General features: G+C 66.1%; 13 protein-coding genes and 3 pseudogenes. 4 read left to right on the top strand and 12 right to left on the bottom strand.

The genetic code is table 11. From position 1 onward, the window contains the following. Positions 1-361 precede the first annotated feature (361 nt). The gene (locus tag G6039_RS27690) at positions 362-880 is read right to left on the bottom strand and encodes a hypothetical protein (RefSeq protein ID WP_037201286.1); all 519 of its coding nucleotides are present in this window, start codon (positions 878-880) and stop codon (positions 362-364) included. A 470-nt stretch (positions 881-1,350) separates the two neighbouring features. Beyond that, positions 1,351-1,722 carry a hypothetical protein gene (locus G6039_RS27685; RefSeq protein ID WP_029546881.1) on the bottom strand — a complete coding sequence of 124 codons (372 nt, stop codon included), beginning with the start codon at positions 1,720-1,722 and terminating at the stop codon, positions 1,351-1,353. Positions 1,723-1,870: 148 nt separating this feature from the next. Here G6039_RS27685 and G6039_RS27680 point away from each other — a divergent pair, with 148 nt between their 5' ends. Next, complete coding sequence (locus tag G6039_RS27680) at positions 1,871-2,005, top strand: helix-turn-helix domain-containing protein (RefSeq protein WP_231385981.1); 135 nt, start codon at positions 1,871-1,873, stop codon at positions 2,003-2,005. Positions 2,006-2,105: 100 nt separating this feature from the next. On the opposite strand, the gene G6039_RS27675 is transcribed toward G6039_RS27680, so the two are convergent. Beyond that, the gene (locus tag G6039_RS27675; RefSeq protein ID WP_029546882.1) at positions 2,106-2,444 is read right to left on the bottom strand and encodes a histone-like nucleoid-structuring protein Lsr2; all 339 of its coding nucleotides are present in this window, start codon (positions 2,442-2,444) and stop codon (positions 2,106-2,108) included. A 352-nt stretch (positions 2,445-2,796) separates the two neighbouring features. Between G6039_RS27675 and G6039_RS27670 the strand changes: the two genes are divergently transcribed. Beyond that, positions 2,797-4,008, top strand: a complete 1,212-nt coding sequence (locus G6039_RS27670) for a cytochrome P450 (protein WP_152103775.1) — start codon at positions 2,797-2,799, stop codon at positions 4,006-4,008. Between the two features lie 109 nt (positions 4,009-4,117). Here G6039_RS27670 and G6039_RS27665 read toward each other — a convergent pair whose 3' ends face one another. After that, the gene (locus G6039_RS27665; protein ID WP_029546884.1) at positions 4,118-4,816 is read right to left on the bottom strand and encodes a class I SAM-dependent methyltransferase; all 699 of its coding nucleotides are present in this window, start codon (positions 4,814-4,816) and stop codon (positions 4,118-4,120) included. A 481-nt stretch (positions 4,817-5,297) separates the two neighbouring features. Beyond that, the gene (locus G6039_RS27660; protein ID WP_029546885.1) at positions 5,298-5,882 is read right to left on the bottom strand and encodes a hypothetical protein; all 585 of its coding nucleotides are present in this window, start codon (positions 5,880-5,882) and stop codon (positions 5,298-5,300) included. Positions 5,883-6,034: 152 nt separating this feature from the next. Here G6039_RS27660 and G6039_RS27655 point away from each other — a divergent pair. Then, positions 6,035-6,559, top strand: a pseudogene (locus G6039_RS27655) (DUF4038 domain-containing protein); the annotation flags it as partial. 200 nt (positions 6,560-6,759) lie between these two features. Further along, a complete protein-coding gene (locus tag G6039_RS27650) occupies positions 6,760-8,289 on the top strand; it encodes an aldehyde dehydrogenase family protein (RefSeq protein WP_029546887.1) in 1,530 nt (509 codons plus the stop codon). 138 nt (positions 8,290-8,427) lie between these two features. Here the strand turns inward: G6039_RS27650 and G6039_RS31510 are convergent, their stop codons facing one another. The 7 genes and pseudogenes from G6039_RS31510 to G6039_RS27615 form a co-directional block, all read right to left on the bottom strand. Beyond that, positions 8,428-8,769, bottom strand: coding sequence for an ester cyclase (locus G6039_RS31510; protein ID WP_373867430.1), 342 nt, complete (start codon positions 8,767-8,769; stop codon positions 8,428-8,430). 73 nt (positions 8,770-8,842) lie between these two features. Next, positions 8,843-9,250 (bottom strand): annotated as a pseudogene (locus G6039_RS31505) (enoyl-CoA hydratase-related protein); the annotation flags it as partial. A gap of 676 nt (positions 9,251-9,926) precedes the next feature. After that, positions 9,927-10,691 carry an SDR family oxidoreductase gene (locus tag G6039_RS27635; protein ID WP_029546888.1) on the bottom strand — a complete coding sequence of 255 codons (765 nt, stop codon included), beginning with the start codon at positions 10,689-10,691 and terminating at the stop codon, positions 9,927-9,929. Continuing rightward, on the bottom strand, positions 10,688-11,947 hold the full coding sequence (locus G6039_RS27630; RefSeq protein WP_029546889.1) for an acyl-CoA dehydrogenase family protein: 1,260 nt from the start codon (positions 11,945-11,947) through the stop codon (positions 10,688-10,690). The genes G6039_RS27635 and G6039_RS27630 overlap by 4 nt, the downstream gene beginning before the upstream one ends. 114 nt (positions 11,948-12,061) lie before the next feature. Further along, entirely contained in the window at positions 12,062-12,973 is a 912-nt protein-coding gene (locus G6039_RS27625; RefSeq protein WP_029546890.1) for an alpha/beta hydrolase, read from the bottom strand. Between the two features lie 29 nt (positions 12,974-13,002). After that, positions 13,003-14,661, bottom strand: coding sequence for a flavin-containing monooxygenase (locus G6039_RS27620; protein WP_029546891.1), 1,659 nt, complete (start codon positions 14,659-14,661; stop codon positions 13,003-13,005). A gap of 588 nt (positions 14,662-15,249) precedes the next feature. Then, positions 15,250-15,533 (bottom strand): annotated as a pseudogene (locus tag G6039_RS27615) (acetyl-CoA C-acyltransferase); the annotation flags it as partial.

Genomic DNA, 15,533 nt, shown 5'->3' with positions numbered 1-15,533 from the left:
GGTCCATCCGGTCATTGTCCTCGACCGGAACCATGCTGGAAATCGTCATCGTGGGGTTGATCCGTATCTCGCCCTGCAGGCGGGGTTGCTGTGAACCGCTGGACTCAACTCAGCCTGACACGCAGGGACACCGCTGACCAACGGCCCCGTCCCGCAGCGTTGGCAGCCGATCTCGGCGATCTCGACATCGTGCGGCTGACACTGCGCACAGTGCCACTGCCACCGTGCGCGTCATTGTCGACATGCAGGAAGCGGACAGAGGAGGAGAAAATCCGTTTCCCCAGACGCCCTGCGGCACAGACGGTGACGTCGATGGACTGCGGTCTGCGCACGAGCCGTCCAAACGAGTGCTGAGACAGTGTCAGGAACTGGGATTTCCTGTCGCGAAGAACGCCGTCACCTCGTCGATAGTGAACTGATCACGCAGTCGGCAGGCGGAGTTCTGATTGGCGAACAGACCCGGTATGCGCAGAGCCTGGGCGCGGTCGACGGTGTGCTCCCAGGTGACCGGCAGGACCCATTCTCGATCGTCCTCGTCCGGGGCGGGATCGGCCACCTCGCGCCCGTACGGGCCGACCAGGTCGAGGCTGCGAAACGCCACAAGGCTGCCGTCGACGTCCAGAACGGTGTCGTCCGCCGGTGTCGCCGGCGCGGTGACCGTGCCGACGCCAACGTAGCCGACCTTGGGGATGTAGGCGAAGACGCGGCCACCGACCGGGACCTGCTGGAGGGTGTCGGAATACCACTTGCGGCCCCCGGCGGAGACGAAACCGTAGCGCCGGGCATCGTCCCAATCCCGGGACTTGTTCGCCTCCCCGAAGCTGACGTACCAGTCCCGCCCGTTCCAGACCGACTGCCCCCGTGCCGTATCCGCCGTCATCGCCACCGTTGTCCCTGCCCTTCTCCTACCCCGGGCGCGGCACCGGCCGGAGAACCGGCCCACACCGTCTGCACCCCGCGGCAGGACCGCACTCTGCTTCCTCGACGTGCGCAGTTTCGCACAGGGTCCGGACACCTGCTGCGACCGGACTCAGCCCTCGTCACCGCGCGACTCTCCTCCACGGATCGAGCGCCGTCCCCTGTACCGGGGTGGGCGGGCCGAGCTTTCAGTCCGTCAGCAATATTCGACCTGGGCGATGCGGTGACGCTCGTCGAGCACCGCGTCGACGCCCCCGGGTAGAGGGATAGCGCCGCACGCCCATGCCTTCGGCGAGTCCGGCGCCGCTCGCCCCCTATTTTGTGCCCGTCCGTAGAGCCTTGGCCTTCTCCCGGGTGCCTGGGACTCACACCCGCGCCGCTACGGATACAGAACTGTCCCTGTTGACTCCCTACACCGGGGGCGAGCTGTACCTACTGTTCGACGTTCCCGTCCTGGTCAACGCCTCCGCCGCGGAGGATGCCGTCGAGGATGTCGACGAGCGGCCCGGACTGGCCGACGAGAGCGAGTTCGATCGACAGCAGCATCGCGTTCTTACGGCGCATGTGGTGGGCCTGCCGACTGTCGGCGAACTCGCGGGCGAGTAGCTGGTCGGCGTGCCGGTCGATGCGGTCGAGGAGTTCGGCGAGTTCGTGGATGGTGACCTCGACGGTGCCGAGGGTGGGGTTGCCGTGCTCGGCGGCGCGGGTGATGGCGCCGGCGAGGCGGTCGCGGAGGTCGCCGAGAAGCCGGTTGTTGACGTCGTGGGGGTCCTGGCCGCCGGTGGGGGTGTCGTCGCTGGTCACGGCCTCGAGAATAGAGCGAGGGCGGGGATATGACCTGTAAGGGGGCGCGTCTGGCGAGCGGTGTCGACGGCGGCGCCTACGAGCGACTCGCGCATCGCCCGGTGGGTCGACCACCCGGCGATGCGCCCAGCACATCCTGCGACGGTTGATGCTCGACCGCACCTCGATCGCCGCAGTCGCCAGAGAACTGGGCCTGTCCTGGGACACGCTCAATGCGATCGCGGTCGACGCCACCCCCGGGCTGCTCGCCGCCGATTCCGCCCGGCTCGAGTCGGTGCGGTGATCGGGGTCGACGAGCCCACCGAGGCGATCAACGGCCGGCTCGAAGCGTGGCGCCGGCATGCCCTCTGGTTGCGCAACTTTCTCCACTTGAATTCTGATTTCTAATGCGCGGCTGCGTATTCATTGAGGAGCGACTGCGGCACGCGGCCGCGGGCAGAAACCTCATAGCCAGCCTCGAGGGCCCACTTTCGGACCTCTGTGCTGCTCGGTGAACCTGCAGCGGTGCGTCCGGCAGTGCCACCCCGTCGCTTACGTCCTCCGACGCGGGTGGCGTGTTCGACATAAAAGTCGATCTTCCGTCGAAAATCCTTCGCGTTCTTCTTGTTGAGATCGATGGTGTACTCGACGCCATCGAGGGCGAAAGTGATCGTCTCGCCCCCCGTCTCCACCGGGGTGCCATCGATGTCGTCATCCGTCTCGACGATGGTCTTGCGTGCCACGTTCGACCTCAATTCCGGGTGCATCAAAACGGACTACGAGTATTGTATCGACATTCCAACACTACATACATCCCGTATCCTCCCCCCGGCTTTGGCCTTTGAGAAGGCGGCGCACGGAAACACTGCACATGGGTCGTCAAGTGTTGGCTTCGACGCCCGGCCGTATCGACTGGCGAACGCTTCGATTCGACCGGCCGATTCCGCGGTCCGACATCGCCGTCGTTCTGTGCACGACGCAGTGCCTGCGGCGCGGTCATCCGCATGCCCTGATACTGGGCGTGATGCCCACCTGCAGGGCGGGCACGCAGTAGGGTCACTGCGGTAGCGGGGGAGCGCAGCGACCCGAAAAGAGGTGCCCATGTCGGTGTCCGAGATGATGTCGCCGGGAACCCGTGCCTTCTGGGACCGGAGTTTCGCCGGACGGTTGTCGTTGTTCGAGGCGCTGCGCGGCCGGCCGGCGATCGAGTTCCACGCCGAAGTCGCGGGTCCGGGTTTCTGGTCGGTGGTCGGCTACGACGACGTGGTCGCGGTGAGCCGTAACCCGGAGGTGTTCTCCTCGGCGCAGGGTTTCACCATCGACGACGTCCCGGCCGAGATCCGCGAGTTCGCGATGTCGATGATCGCGATGGACGATCCCCGTCACCGGAGCCTGCGCTCGATCGTGCAATCGGCGTTCACCGCGGCCTCGGTCCGCTCCATTACCGCCCGGATCCGCGGGCATGCCCACCGGATCGCCGCCGAGCTGCCGCGGGGGGAGGTGTTCGACTTCGTCGACCGGGTCGCCAGCCGGTTGCCGGTGCAGGTGATCTGCGAGTTGCTCGGCATCCCCGATCCGGACCGGCCGCGCATCGTCGACCTGGCGGGCGAGGTGATCTATGGGGGCGGGGAGGACTTCGCGACCGGTCCGGGGGGTGCGCTGGGGCTGGCCCAGATCTACGGGTACGCCCTGGAGCTGGGGGAGAGGCGCAAGGCCGAGCCGGGTAAGGACCTGACCTCGACGTTGATGACCACCGTCGTCGACGGGCAGTCCTTGAGCCCGTCCGAGTTCGGCTCGTTCGTCATCTTGTTGATCACCGCCGGTTTCGAAACCACCCGGCAAGCGCTGGCGTGGGCACTGCACCTGCTCAGCACGCACCCGGACCAGCTGCAGCTGCTGCGCACCGATTTCGCTGCCCACATCGACGGCGCGATCGACGAGGTGATCCGGTACGCCTCCCCGGTGCCGTATATGCGCCGCACCGCCACCGTCGACACCGAGGTCGGCGGCGCTCGCATCCGGGCGGGGGAGAAGGTGGTGATGTGGTACCTGTCCGCCAACCACGATTCCACCGTGTTCGCGGACCCGGACCGGTTCGACATCACCCGCCCGAACGCCGGCAGACATCTCGGGTTCGGCGCCAAGGACATCCACCACTGCCTCGGTGCCAATCTCGCCCGCACCGAGTTGCGGGTGATGCTCGAGGAACTGCTCACCACCCACCCAGGGATCCGCGCGGTCGGCGCGCCCGAACTGCTGTTGTCCGCGTTCGTCAGCGGCCTCGCTTCCCTGCCGGCACGCGTGTGAGCACGCGTCTGAGACCGGACCGGATCCGGTTCGCCGCGCCAGTTCCGGACCCAGCCGGCACGCAGGTTCCGGCATCGGTCGGCATGCGCTCACTGCTGTCGGCGCGCCGTTACGGTTCCGAGGTGGGCCGGCCGGCCTTGCGCCCGGAAATCATGACCAGTGGCATGCCGGTGATGCGGGCGACGTTCTCGTCGACGAGGTCGAGTCGGTTCGCGAGGTCACGGGCGTCCTCAAGGCCGATGGAGCGACCGGCGATCCAGGTGTGGAAGATCGCGAGATTGATGCCCCGGAGAAAGCGAGGCATCTTGTAGTTCTCGATGAACTTCTTGGCGTCGTCGAAACTGGTGCTGCGGTCCGCATCGGTGATCAGCAGCGGACCTGCAGGTTTGAGGACGCGCATGCACTCGGCCAGTCCCGCCTCGCGGGAGGACCAGTGTTTGATGGACCCGTAGCTGATCACCCCGTCGAAGGTCTGGTCCGCGAAGTCGAGCCGGGTGGCGTCACCGACCTGGAAGCGAACACGCTCGCCGTAGCGGCGCATGCGTTTGGTGGCGCGCTTGATCTGGGGCCGGGACAGATCGAGACCGATGATGTGCAGGTCGGAGCGCTGGTCGGCGATGTAGTTCGTGAACAACGCCCCACCCGATCCGACATCGAGAATATGGGCGTTCTGCGGCAGATGCGGCAGAAAGTGCTCGTCGATGACGTGGCGCGAGGGATAGACCGCCGGTGCCACGATCGCCTCGTACATCCACGCATGCGCCGGGGTGTAGACCGCGGTGATGGGGTCGAACGGCGCCATCGGCATAGTCTCGCTCCTCGGAACATCCCGGCCCGACCCGTCCAATTGTCACACGGTAGGCGGGCCGGTCACCGGGTGTTCCGTCGGAACGGTGCGGGGCGCACACTCGATTCGCTCTCGGACAATCCAGGACATGCCAGCATTACCGTTCGGACCGGCACCGGGGCCTCGGTCCGGGCAGGCCGGTCCGCCGGTCTCGGTCCCACTCGGAAAGTGAGACATGCCAGCCCACAATGTGGCGCATCGGTTTTGAAGGCACTGACTTCTCCGAGTCAGGACATGAATCGTGCCTCGTCCAGCCGTTGGTCCGGTGTTCGTCTCGACTTCGGCTAGCAGCGGCGTCCCGTGCGGCGTGGTGCGCAGCATAGGGCAGGGCACGTACAGATGTTCGGGGACACCGGTACTACGAATCGGTCATCTGTTGCAATACCGGCCGCTCTACTGGTAACCCTGCATCTTCGAATCGGTTGTATGGGCCGCCGCGTGACTAGTCCCAGTACGGAGGCTCGCGTTCTGGGTCGTCGAGCACTGCGTCGATTCGTTGGTCGGCCACGATCTGATCGATTGCTTCGACATCGGCGCCGATGGTCGCGAAGTGCGGATCGACATCGTTGGTCACGCACCAAGCGAGATCTGCCGGCCAGATGAATGCGGGATCAGGCGAGTCGCCATACGGCCACCGCGCAGGGTCGTCACTGTTCCAGTCTGCGTAGTCCGCCAGCGTGCCGCGGAACAACCAGTAGGCGCGATTGGGTATCGCGAAGTTGGGCGCTGAGTTGATGGTCGTGGTGCCCCACCCCTCCCACATGCAGAAGTAGCACTCATCTGGTGTGGCTGTGTATCGAGAAAGGACCTCCAGCGCTACGCCGACCTGCTCCTTCTCCGACAACCCACCCTGATCGAAATCGACGTCACTCGTCTTCTGCCCGGGAAAGCTCGGATCGGGAATGAACCTCACCCGCGCATATTTCGGATATCCGACCGGTCCACTCCCCGCCAGGCGATACCACGGAAGGCCTTGCCCAACAAGCCAATCGGCGGACGATGTGTCACTGCACAGTTCAAAGCTCACCCGACCATTGTCTACCGACGACACCTAAACGTTCGGGTACGCCCGATCGTCGGGCAATCGGGTGTTTCGGACCCGCGTCGGGTACGTGTGCCACGGTTGCGCGGCGAGATGTGCGTGGTGGTGCGTGACTTGGTCGCTGTATCCGAGCATGTCAGCCCGAGACTGCGCCGACGACCGACGAGACGCTTCGCCGCCGAGCCCTCTGGGCGTTGACCTCCGGCTCGCCGGGGGAATTCCGTGGCTCCGACGACTGGGAGTTCCGGGACGGCTGGGAATCACGCCTCGATACCCCCGCCGTCACCCAGCTCCGAGCCATCCGGGACCTGTGGGCGTCGTGGCGCTGGTGGGAGCTGGTGCCGGACGTCGACGAGCCGTTCGTGCTCGACGGGCGCGGGACCCGCTCGACCGACGACGAGATGGTGGACGTCCTGGACAACGACTACGTCACCGCTGCCCGCACGCCGGACGGCTCGCTCGCCGTCGTCTATGTGCCGACGCAGCGAACGATCCGCCTCGCGCAACCGTTGATCCCGCCGGGCGCGAGATTCGCGTGGATCGATCCCGCCGATGCCGCTGCCCCGTCACGGCCCGCGCAGATCGATCGAAACGGACGCGTCTCCACCCCGGGAGCAAACGCCGATGGCGACGAGGACTGGCTGCTGGTGGTCACTCCGTGAGCAGAGGCGGGACGCGCTGGCATGGGGGAGAAGCTCTTTCCCGGTCGAGGTTCCGGTCGAGATTTTCGGGCAAGTCAGGCATGGGATCGACTGGGCGGCGCGTGCGGCGCTACGCTTTCGTTGGCGCCGAACCCCCGACTCTGCTCGCCTCGGCCACGCCGACCATTCCCGACGTGGCCGCGTGGGAAGGCGTATCCCTGATGACTCATGATCGTGCTGCGACTGCTGCTGCGGCGCAGTCGGCCACGCAGACGGCCGATTCCGGTCGCACGTTCACCAGTGTGGACCCGCGCGACGGGTCCGTCCTGGCCCGGTACCCGATCGCCGACGCCTCCGAGGTCGCGGCCGCGGTCACCCGAGCCCGCCCGGCCGCGCGGTGGTGGGCCGATCTCGGCTTCCGGGGCCGGCGCGAGGTGCTGCTCGAATACAAGAAGGCCATCGCCGCCGACGCGGATGCCCTGGCCGCGGTCGTCTCCGCCGAGACCGGCAAGCCGCACGACGACGGGGTGTTCGAGGTGATGCTCGCCGTCGAGCACCTCGACTGGGCCGCCCGCCACGCCCGGACGGTGCTGCGGCCGCGGCGGGTGCCGGCCGGCATCCCGATGGCCAACCAGAAGGCGATCCTCGAATACCTGCCGCTGGGGGTGGTCGGGGTGATCGGGCCGTGGAACTTCCCGGTCTTCACCCCGATGGGCTCGATCTCCTACGCCCTGGCCGCCGGCAACGCCGTGGTGTTCAAGCCCTCCGAGTTGACCCCGGGTGTCGGGAAGTGGCTCGCGCAGACATGGAACTCGATCGCCCCCACCCAACCGGTGCTGCAGGTGGTCACCGGCTTCGGGGAGACCGGTGCCGCGCTCGCCCGCTCCGGTGTGGACAAGGTCGCCTTCACCGGCTCCGGGGCCACCGCCCGCCGGGTGATGGCCGTGTGCGCCGAGACTCTCACCCCGCTCGTCGCCGAGTGCGGCGGCAAGGACGCGATGATCGTCGCCGAGGACGCCGACCTCGACAAGGCCGCCGAGGCCGCCGCGATCGGCGGTGTCGGCAACGCCGGGCAGGCGTGCGTCGGGGTCGAGCGGATCTATGTGGTCGACTCGGTCTACCGGCCGTTTGTCGACAAGCTCACCGCGGTGCTCGCCCGGGTGCGTCCCGGTGCCGACGATGCGGCCACCTACGGGCCGATAACCCTGCCCCGGCAGATCGACATCGTGCGCCGGCACATCCGCGATGCGCTCGACCACGGCGCCACCGCCGTCGTCGGCGGCCTGGAGGCGGTGCACGACCGCTACATCGACCCGGTGGTCCTCACCGACGTGCCGGACACCTCCACCGCGGTGCAGGAGGAGACGTTCGGCCCGACCCTGGTGGTCGACCGGGTCCGGGACGTCGACGAGGCCGTCGACCGCGCCAACGCCACCCGCTACGGCCTGGCCGCCTCGGTCTTCACCCGTAACACCGCCCGGGGTCTGCAGCTGGCGCGGCGGATCCGCAGCGGAGCGGCATCGGTGAACTCGGTGTTCAGTTTCGGTGCCGTTCCGTCGTTGCCGTTCGGCGGCATCGGCGAGTCCGGATTCGGGCGCATCCACGGCGCGGACGGCCTGCGCGAGTTCAGCCGACCCCACGCGATCACGGTGGAACGATTCCGGCCGCCGCTGACCGTGTTCGCCGTCGACCGCCCCGCACGGGACATGAAGATCGCTACCTGGACGTTCCGACTGCGCCACGCCCGCTGACCCGCTGCGAGGCGGTCGCGAGGCGGTCGGAACCCCGACGGGGGTGACACCGGCGCGGTGACCGCAGATCCTGCTGGCGTTGTCGCGCCGGCGGGGTGCATATCGCACCTGGCCCTCGGGTGCGAAAGACTCACGCCCTCACCGGTCGATTCTCGACCGCAGGAGGCGGAGTCGGAGTCTGTGCAGGCCGATCACGGCCTTTTCGGCGGTGCTTCCCGACTTGGGGAGCACACCGAGTTGCACGAGCAGATCGCTCGCGTCGAAGACGGTCCACAACCGGGCCACCTTGCCGTCGCGGTACTCGTGAAAGTCGGCGCCGTCGAACGCAACGCGCTTGCCGGTGGCCGGATGACCGGGCGGATCGAGACGACCCCGATGGGTGGCCCTCGCCCTCCACCGAAATGTGGCCTTCGGCTCGTCGACCGAGACATGCGCGCTGCCGACCTCCTCGAAGGTCAGGTCCGGAAATGCACGCCAGATGGCGTCGAGGAATGGCGTCGTCCAAGGCCATTCCCGCCGAGGAAATCGAATTCACGACGCCGATCTCCTTTGCTTCACCTACCGGAATAGTATCCCCGGTAAGAAGGAGGTGGGCTGCCAGGTTACGCGGGACCATCTGCGCCAGACGGACTATTCCACCACCCGCGGCGATTAGGCCTCTTTTCACCTCGGGTAGCCCAAATCTTGCAGTTTCCGAGGCGATGACGAGATCGCAGGACAGGACAAGTTCGAAGCCACCCGCCACCGCATGACCTTCGACGGCAGCGATCAACGGTTTGCGCGGAGGCACGCGCGTAAGTCCGGCAAGGCCGCGCTCTCGTGTTTCCGGCATCACCCCATCGGCAAAGGCTTTGAGATCCATGCCGGCGCAGAAGTCGGGACCTTCGCCTGTGAGAACCCCGATTTTGAGACTGTCGTCCGCGTCCAGTCGGTCGAAGGCGTCGGCCAACGACTCGGCCATCTCGCGATTGATGGCATTCTTCAACTGCGGTCGAGCGAGAGTAATGACCAGCACGCTCCCGATTTCCTTGCATCTGAGCGGGGATGACACCACTGGTCTCCTTACAGAAGTTGACAAATATGTCATGTCCTGAGTCCTTTGGCGAGCCCTGTCACTGGTGACGAGGCCGTGAGAGCGTGCCAGAGCACGTGTTCGGCACCTGCGATCGCAATAATCCCAGTCCGACGGGCTCTTCCCGAACAGCATCCGTTTCGAAGGGGGAGTCGCCCCAGATGCGGAGCTTCAGTGCCTACGGATGCGCCAGTGCGACGAGCGGTGGACGCATTCGCACGGTGAATCGTGGGATTGGCTCCTCCTGACCCACGACTCGTCAGCAGACACCGAGCCTGCGGTACCACTCTCCCTCCACGGGGCTGGGACATCACGGGGCCAGGAGTCCACCACGTCCGGAGTACGGGCGCGGCCTGCGCGGTCACCTCATCCGGATCGGCGGGGGTTCCGGCCTTGAGCGTGATGAGGTCGCCTCTGCCGTTCGGTACCCCCTTGGTGGAGCACGGTCGATTTGCTGCAGTCGACGTCTTCGGTGCGGAGCGCTCGACCGAACGATCAAACGATCGGCCGGGCGACAACAGCTCGTCTTCGGCCCTGACATCCGGCACACCGTCGAGGCCGCGGACTATCCTGCAAAGTTCCTTGCATCTCCGAGCAGTTGACCACCATCGACGACCAGTGTCTCGCCCGTGATCCAGCGGGCACCGTCGGAGGCGAGGAACAGGATCGCCGCTGCGACGTCGTCCGGCTCACCGATCCTTCCGAGTGGGGTGGCCGCGGCCACCGATTGTTCCTGTTCCGCCCATAGCGCTTCGGCGAGCTTGGTGCGCACCACTCCTGGCGCCACGGCGTTGACGCGGATCGCCGGTGCGAGTTCCATCGCGAGCTGCTTGGTGAGATGGATCAATGCTGCCTTCGAGGCGTTGTACACGCCGATCCCTCTCTCGGCGACCATGCCTCCGATCGAGGCGGTGTTCACGATCGCGCCACCGTTGTCCGCCATCCATGCTTTCGCGGCGAGACCGCTCCACAGCAACGGTGCCCAGAGATTGACGTCGAACGTCTTCGAGAATCGCCCATGATCCTGGTCTGTCATCCGGCCGTAGGCGGGATTCGTGCCGGCATTGTTCACCAGGATGTCGAGACCGCCGAATCGCTCGATGACGTCGTCGATACACCGCCGGGCACCGTCTTCGTCGACGGCGTGCACGCCCACTCCGATCGCCGTCCCCCCGACCTCTGCAGCAGCGGCGTCAGCGGACTGAGCGGAGCGGGATGTGAGTACGACGTCGGCGCCGGCGGCAGCAAACGCCTGGGCTGTGGCCAATCCGATGCCACGGGAGGCACCGACGACGAGCGCGGTGCGTCCTTTCAACTCGTATGGGCTCATCGGACGACCGCGGCCTTCGCAGTGTCGGGCCTTACCGGTTCCCGGGTGGCGGACCTGTATTTCTTCAGTTCTCCCTTGGCAATGGCACGCAGGTGGACCTCGTCGGGCCCATCGGCGATCCGGAGCGTGCGCAGGTGGGCGTACGCCATGGCCAGCGGAAAATCGTCGGTGACGCCGGCGCCGCCGTGCACCTGGATCGCACGGTCGACGACTTTCAGGGCGATTCGGGGCGCAGCCACTTTGATCGCGGCGATCTCGGTTCGGGCCTGCTTGTTGCCGACGGTGTCCATCATGTGAGCCGCCTTCAAGGTGAGCAGACGGACCATTTCGATGTCGATGCGGGCCTCGGCGATCCAGTCCTGAATGTTGGCGCGTTCGCTGAGTGGTTCTCCGAAGGTCGTGCGCGTGAGCGCCCGGGTACACATCAACTCGAGTGCTCGTTCGGCCATTCCGATTGCGCGCATGCAATGGTGAATTCGTCCGGGGCCCAGCCGTGCCTGGCTTATCGCAAAGCCCTCTCCTTCCCCCAGGAGGACGTCTTCCTTCGGTACGCGGACGTTGTCGAAGAGCACCTCGGCGTGGCCCTCGCGGTCGACATAACCGAAGACCGGCAGGTTGCGCACCACGGTGACACCTTCGGCGTCGATCGGCACTACCACCATCGACTGTTGCCGGTGCGGAGGCGCGAACGGATCGGTCTTTCCCATCACGATCAGAACGTGGCAATTCTTGTGCATGGCGTTGGAGGCGAACCACTTGCGGCCGTTCAGCACATAGGCGTCACCGTCGCGTTCCATCCGGAGTTCGATGTTGGTTGCGTCCGAGCTGGCGACTTCTGGTTCGGTCATGGCAAAGGCGGATCGGATTTCCCCGGCCAGCAATGGTTCGAGGTACGTCCGCTTGTGCTCGTCGGTGCCGAAGAGTGTGAGCACCTCCATGTTCCCCGTGTCCGGTGCACTGCAGTTGCAGGCCTCGGATGCGATGTGGCTGCGGCCCATGATCTCGGCGAGGGGGGCATATTCCAGGTTGGTCAATCCCGGTCCCCATTCCGGATGCGGATGGAACAGATTCCACAGTCCGCGCCGCCGTGCCTCGTCTTTGAGTTCTTCGAGGATCGGGGGTTGGAAGTGAGGATCTCCGGACTCACGCATCTGCCGGTCGTAGACGGACTCGGCAGGGTAGATGTCCGAGTCCATGAAGTCGAGCAGTTCGGCTCGGTAGTACTGGGTGCGTTCGGAGAGTTCGAAGACGCTCACCGGGGCTCCTGTCTGGCTGCGGCGACCACGGAGGCCGCACCTGAGGCCGACAGGGTCCGAGTCGGTATCGGACCCCGCCGGCCACAGGTAGGTGTGTGAGATGTAGCTGATGAATCAGAGGTCGAGGTGTCGACGGACGAAGGCGCCTGCCGCGGCGATGGACGCGTCGGCTTCTGGAGACCGTCCAGCCATGAACTGGAAGACGTGCTGCATTTCCGGTGTGATCTCCAGAGTCACGTCCACCCCTGCGCCGCGTGCCAGATCGGTGAAGCGTTCCGCGTTGTCCCGAAGCGTTTCGTAGCCGCCGGCGGTCAGGTACATCGGGGGCAGACCGGCGGTATCGGCGTAGAGGGGGTTGGTCAACGGATCGGTGGGTGACCCGTTCTCGCCGAGGAACATCTGGGCCATCATCTCCACGACGGCCCGGTCGATGAGAGCGTCGGTGCTGGCATTGGTTTCGAGTGTGGTGCCCCTGTGTTCCAGGTCGTACCAGGGCGAGAACGCGACAATCGCGGCCGGCAGGCGTTCACCGGCATCGCGCAGAGCCAGGACAAGGGTGGTGGCGAGATTGCCGCCGGCCGAGTCCCCTGCTGTGGCGATGCGTGTCGGCTCGATGCCTTGGGCAAGCAGCCACCGGTAGACCTTCTGTGCCTCGTCGAGTTGGGTGGGGTACGGGTGTTCGGGTGCGCGACGGTAATCGACGTTCAGCACTTTCACACCGGCCGCCTTGGCCAGGTGGCCGGCGAGTTTGCGGTGACTGTGCATCGACATCACCGAACATCCGCCCCCGTGGGTGTAGATGATGGCGGCGTTGTCGGGTGCGCCCGCAGGAACGATCCACATCGCGCTGACGCCATCTGCGTCGACCTCGCGGTAGGTGACGTCCTCGGGTTCGGTTGCCAGAAGATGCGCTTCTTCGTAGATGTCGCGCATGGTGGCAAGGTCCATGTCGGGGTTGTCGGCGGCCCGCTTGGCCCAGCTTCCGTAGAGATCGCGCAGAGCGTCGGTGCGCACGTCGTTCGTCATCGTCGGTACTCCTGATTACTAGAGATGGGCTAGCGGGCGTAGGCGGGCTCGGTGGTGGTGATCTCGAAGCCGGAGTAGTTGTCTGCGGCGACCTGCTCGCAGATGTCCATGTACTTGTCGGCGCCGCCGAAGAAGACGTTGATGACGGCGGCCTTGCCGTCGACGTTGGTGCCGGTGAACCAGGAGTGCACGTCCTTACCGGCAGTGAGCAGGGTTTGTTCGGCGATGGCGGTGATCTGTTCGGTCCAGGCCTGCTCGGCTGCCTCGGTGGCTTCCATGCGGGTCGCGCCTTCGCGGCGGAGGTGGGCGATGGCCTCGGCGATCCAGTCGGCAGTGTTCTGCGCACACGGGGGGATGTTGGTGAACGGGCTCTGCGGTCCGGTGATCATGAACATGTTCGGGAAGCCGTGGGTACCGATGCCCAGGTGGGTGCTCGGGCCGGGGGCCCACTTGTCGGCGAGAACGCGTCCGTCGCGGCCGACGATGTTCATTCGGGTCAGTGCTCCGGTGGATGCGTCGAAGCCGGTGGCGAAGACGAGGACGTCGACCTGGTGTTCGGTGCCGTCGGCCAACCGGACTCCGCGGGGGGTGATCTCGGCGATCGCGTTGGTGGCCACGTCGACCAGGGCTACGTTGTCTCGGTTGAACGTCTCGTAGTAGCCCGTGCCCGACGGCGGACGTTTGGCACCGAAGGGGTAGCGCGGGCACAGCAACTCGGCGACGGCCGGGTCCTCGACCGCGGCACGGATCTTGGTGCGCACGAACTCCGCTGCCGACTCGTTCGCGACGGGATCGAACAGCAGATCGTCGAAGGTGAACAGGAACGGGAATCCGCCGTTTGCCCAGCCCTGCTCGTAGATCCGGGTGCGCTCCTCCTCCTCCGTCGAGCCCGCGAGCATGTTGGCCATGTCGAACGGGAACGAGAACCAGTGCCGGCGCACTTTGGCCCATACCTCGTCGTAACGCGCCTTGACCTCGTCCATCTCCTGCTGTGAGACGGGCCGGTTGCGGGCCGGGATCACATAGTTCGGGGTCCGCTGGAACACGGTCAGGTGCTCGGCCTGTTCGGCGAGCAGCGGGATGGCCTGCACTCCGGTCGAGCCGGTGCCGATGATCCCGACTCGCTTGCCGGCCAGGTCCACGCCCTCCTCGGGCCAGTACGCGGTGTGGTACCACTGCCCCTCGAAGGACTCGACGCCGGGAAAATTCGGCAGGTTCGGGGCCGAGAGGATTCCCACGGCGGTGATCAGGTACGTCGCCGAGGTCCGCTCACCGGCCTCGGTGCGCACGTGCCACCGCCCGGAGTCCTCGTCGAACACCGCCGCCTCGACGCGAGTCCCGAACCGGTAACTGCGCCGCAGATCCAACTTGTCGGCCACGTACCCGAAGTAGGCCCGCATCTCCGGCTGAGTGGGATACCGCTCCGTCCAGTTCCACTGCTGCAGCATCTCCGGGTCGAACGAGTAGCAGTAGTAGTACCCCTCGCAGTCGGTCCGCGCGCCCGGGTAGCCGTTCCAGCACCAAGTTCCCCCTACGTCCGGAGCGGACTCGTAGCCCTGCACCGTCAGTCCCATCTCCCGCAGCCGGTGCACCATGTACAGCCCACCGAACCCGGCCCCGACCACCACGGCATCTACTTCCCGACCCGGCTGCTGTGCGGTGATCTCACCGGTTGCTGATGCGGACATCGCTCCTCCAAACAAACGTAGGGTGTGATGGGAATCACCGTCGCAGTTCGATGACATGCATGTCAATAAATCAGCCCGTCCTCGGCGAGACGTATTCAGTATCACCGCAGAAGAGAGCCATAAAATCCAACATGACATGACCCTGATCCGGCAGATGGGAGCGCCTCGTCCTGCGGCAGGCGGTTGCTCGGTCCACGACTGAGGCGGACGATCTTCAGTGCAGATGGAGCCGCTTTCCGGCGCGGAGGGCTGGGCAGCGGCGGCAGTGGGGCATCCACGGTGACGGGCCCGAGCGGGGCCGGTCCACCGAACCGCTACGGCAACGCCAGGAGGTCGCCCACGCGGTCGACCGGCAGACTGGGGCAGAACCGACGGGAGGCCCTCGGGATTGCCGGGGAGTCGTGTCCCGCCCAGGGTGCCCGCCTCGACTGTTGTCCCGCCGCTGCGCCAAAGCCCCGAAACGCTGAGGTTGCACAGACTCTCGTCCGACACGCCAGCCGGAGACAACCGGATCTCGGTGGCGAATCGCGCCCCGGTTTTCACCGTCGCATCCGCTCTGCCTTGTGAGGTCGGCGTATGACGGCCGCGTCAGCTCAGGCGCTCGAGCACCATCGCCATGCCCTGACCGCCGCCGACGCACATGGTCTCCACGCCGAACTGCTTGTCGTGGGTCTGCAGGTTGTTGAGCAGGGTGGCGGTGATCCGCGCGCCGGTCATGCCGAACGGGTGGCCGAGGGCGATCGCGCCACCGGAGACGTTCAGCTTGTCCTCGTCGATGCCGAGCTCGCGGGCGGAGCCGAGCACCTGCACGGCGAACGCCTCGTTGATCTCGAACAGGTCGATGTCGGAGATGGTCTTGCCGGCGTGGGCGA

This window comes from Rhodococcus aetherivorans (assembly GCF_011058165.1).
Taxonomy (GTDB): Bacteria; Actinomycetota; Actinomycetes; order Mycobacteriales; family Mycobacteriaceae; genus Rhodococcus; species Rhodococcus aetherivorans.
The sequence above is the reverse complement of the archived record's forward strand: the minus strand, read 5'-3'. Positions and strand labels throughout refer to the sequence as shown.